Source organism: Ezakiella peruensis (assembly GCF_900215725.1).
GTDB classification, from domain to species: Bacteria; Bacillota; Clostridia; order Tissierellales; family Peptoniphilaceae; genus Ezakiella; species Ezakiella peruensis.
In genome coordinates, this window is sequence record NZ_LT962472.1 from 1 (window position 1) to 3,493 (window position 3,493).

The following is a 3,493-nucleotide window of genomic DNA, read 5'->3' on the forward strand; positions in this document are numbered from 1 at the left end:
TTTTTCGGTTTCGTATTCTACGTGTGAGGTTGAGATTGTGATTCCTCTTTCTCTTTCTTCTGGTGCTTTGTCGATGTGTGCATAGTCGATGAATTCACCCGAGCCAAATCTCTTGTTTAATACAAGTGTGATTGCTGCTGTTGTTGTTGTTTTACCGTGGTCAACGTGTCCGATTGTACCGATGTTGACATGCGGTTTGGTTCTTTCAAATTTTTCTTTTGCCATTTTTCAAACTCTCCTTTGTAATAATTGTTGACCCACTCGGGTTCTTTGTTCTGCCACTTTAAATATAAGTGGAGCCCACGACCAGGATTGAACTGGTGACCTCATCCTTACCAAGGATGTACTCTACCGACTGAGCTACGTGGGCTTACATTTCATATAATACCCTATTTATTTTCTTTTGTCAAGACTCGGGGGGTTTTTAAATCACAAGCAGACTTTTTTAATAAAATCTTGCTTTCTCATTTGTTTTGCATTATAATATAATAAAGTAGTTTTATGTTTTAATCGCAAACAAAAGGAGGAAAAAATGAAAAAAATTATTTTAATTATATCAATATTACTAAGCATAAATTTCGCCGCCTGCAAGAAAGCTGGCGATGATAATTTTGGCAGAATAAAAGGCGAGGCAAGCGAGGCTGATGGCAAGACCATAGCCTTTAACAATGCGGCTGCCCTCAAGGGCTTTGAAGATATCATGGAGGCGTCCAATATCTTGAATGGCGACATAAATGCAGAAATTTTGCAAGGGGCAAACTTGATTTACTCGCCCTATTCTGCAAACTCGGTTTATAGTCTCTTGGCCCGTTATTCAAAGGCCATGGAAAATGAAAAAGTCTTCCCCGGCTTTCCTATTAAAGACCTCATGACCTATGAACTAAAGCCTTCACTTATCGATTCCAGATCACTATTTTTGCTTAATAGCGAACCGGATACTCACATAAAGGCCTTGGATGGCGACGGAATTTTAAAGGTCGTCGGCTTTCCAGACAAGGCTAAAAAGCTGGCCATGGATTTGCAAAAAGAAGTTCTGGGCGAGGTCCTCTTGGAACCCAATTATAATGGTATGGACCTTTCAATCATAAACGCCACCAGATTTTTCGGCGGCTGGGAAAACGAATTTGACAAAGACCTAACGGCAGACGACAAGTTCAAGACCCTTGACGGTGAAGTCACAGTCCCCTTTATGAATCAAGAGTTTATGGGAAAAATCGGCTATCAAACTGAATATTTTACCGCCGTCTACAAGGAAGCCAAGGTCGACAAGGAAAGGGCCCGCGTCTACTTTATGGTTCCCAAGGAAGTCGACGGGATAACAAATGAAGACCTTTACAAGAAGGCCATTGAGGACATGGTAGACGCCATTACTAATGAAAAATACTTCGATGACCGCTACGATATCGTTTTGAAAACGCCAAAGATTGATTTGACTTCTAATATCGACCTCTTAAAAACCATGGAGGCTAGTGGCAGGGACTTTGTGAAGAAAGACTTTGCCGTGGATCAAAATGTTCAAAACCCAAGCGATGAATCCTATAGGACCAGATCTATCAAACAAGTTGCCAAACTCAAGATCGATGAGAAAAAAGTCGAAGCCAAGGCCGTAACCATACTGGAAGGGGACAAGGCAGAAGCACCACTTGATAACGAGAAATTCTTAGAAGTCATCTGCGACAAGCCATACTTTATTATAATCACCAGCCCATCCGTGGACGGCGAACTCATAACCTTTATGGCCCTGATTACAAATCCCCAATAAAAAAATTAAGCCGTGAATTTTCGCGGCTTTTTTCTTGAAAATTTTCCTATTATATAAAAGAACTTGCAAGATGACCTGCAAGTTTTTTGTTTTAGTCTTCGAATTTAATTAGGGAAATAAAAATCGTCAGAGCAAATATTAGGCAGGCTAAGATTCCGTAAAGCGGCCTTGCCCTTAAAATTCCCAGATGACCCAGACCAATTATACAATAAGAATAAATGGCCAGCCAAAATATCGTAAGAGCCGGATCTGTCAGGCCAATCGAAATCTCCTTGCGATTGTTGATTAGATGGATTATAAGATTTATAAAAATATAAAGCCATAAAACTCCAAAGGCCAAGAAGGAAAACCATTCGTCAGTTAAGTCGTTTAGCTTCAGGGAAATAAAACTCAAAATCCCAACGGTCACCACTCCCATAAGGCCAATTATGATCGCCACCAAAAGATTTTTGACCAGGGACTTTTCCCCCCGCCGCCAATAGGTCTTGGAATAGTAAATGAGGGAGGGCGTTTCAAACATATAGCCCAAAAAATTCACCCAGATAACGGACATAAAAGTGTGGTGGTTGATGAGGAGATTGACCTCTCTGCCGTCCCAAAACCAAAAGCCGCCCGATAATCGTATGGCCGCCACATCTAAGAGTAAATCCATGGTCACCACAAAAAATCCAGCCAGGACCGCCGTCTTAAAATCATTCAGCTTAAAACGCTCGGCTAGTCTCAGTGACAAAACAGCAACCGCCCCCCACATAAGGCCGCCAAAAAATGGAAACTGATAGGGCTTGACCCCCACCATCAGATAATACAAATCAGAATAATGGTAGATATCCGTCAATCTAACAGCCAAAAGCTCCAGGGCAAAGCCAGCTATGGCCGCCGAAATAAACAAGTAAAATTCCTTGGTCAGTTTTTTTCTGTAAACATCGACCAGAAAAATACAAACAATAATGTAGCAAATAATTTCAAAAGCGTTGATCCAATTCATCCGCCCACCTCTTTCTATTGTAATTATAGCACAAGGGCCGCAAAAATTCCCCCACAGACCTATGGCCTTTAGTGTATAAGCCAAAAATTTTTCAGGGCAATGAAAAAACGACCGCCCTAGGTCGTTTTTCGTGGAGATTTAACAATGAAATTGTATTAGCTTTGTCGCCAATAACTATTGCTAGTGCAAGACGGCTAAAACCGGATGCCCCCCTGCAACCAATTTAATTGTACAACGATATTCCCCCAAAATTCAAGCGTTATAATAAAATTTAATAACGATTATAAAGCTATAGAGAAAAATTATAGGTGAGGGGCGATTCTTTATGTAAATAAAAGCCCACATAGAAATGTGGGCAGGAAATTCATTTTATATAAAATTTTAATGAAAACTAAAAAATATGGCCGAAATKAATCGGYCGCTACCAACGCTYCGCGTTATTTTTTAGTTTTTTTATTTCGTTTGTCTTCTATACATAAAATTTGTTAGAAAAAATTAATGAATTTTTGGCTTTTGAGGCGAGACTTTTCGGTGTCCTGTTCCCCGAAAATTGGACACAAAAGGAGGAGAACATGGACTACACCAAAGACTACAAAAAGAAAAAAGTAGAAGAATATCTAAACTCAAAACTATCACTTAGAAAATTTGTAAAAATTAACAACATACCCAAAACAACCCTTCAAGGTTGGATCCAAACATACAACGAATACGGACCAGATGCCTTTATGGACTCAAACAAAAGAAAC

The 3,493-nt window shown here is 39.9% G+C and carries 3 protein-coding genes and 1 tRNA gene; 1 reads left to right on the top strand and 3 read right to left on the bottom strand.

The window, feature by feature from the left end; translation table 11 throughout:
* Nucleotides 1-225 (bottom strand): GTP-binding protein (locus CUU59_RS07530; RefSeq protein WP_245870583.1); only part of this gene is annotated, 225 nt, incomplete at its 3' end.
* Nucleotides 226-294: 69 nt separating this feature from the next.
* A tRNA-Thr gene (locus CUU59_RS07535) sits at nt 295-370 on the bottom strand.
* 162 nt (nt 371-532) lie between these two features.
* Here CUU59_RS07535 and CUU59_RS07540 point away from each other — a divergent pair.
* Nucleotides 533-1,762 carry a serpin family protein gene (locus CUU59_RS07540; protein WP_099951354.1) on the top strand — a complete coding sequence of 410 codons (1,230 nt, stop codon included), beginning with the start codon at nt 533-535 and terminating at the stop codon, nt 1,760-1,762.
* Nucleotides 1,763-1,853: 91 nt separating this feature from the next.
* On the opposite strand, the gene CUU59_RS07545 is transcribed toward CUU59_RS07540, so the two are convergent.
* A complete protein-coding gene (locus CUU59_RS07545) occupies nt 1,854-2,747 on the bottom strand; it encodes a carotenoid biosynthesis protein (RefSeq protein WP_099951355.1) in 894 nt (297 codons plus the stop codon).
* Nucleotides 2,748-3,493 lie beyond the last annotated feature (746 nt).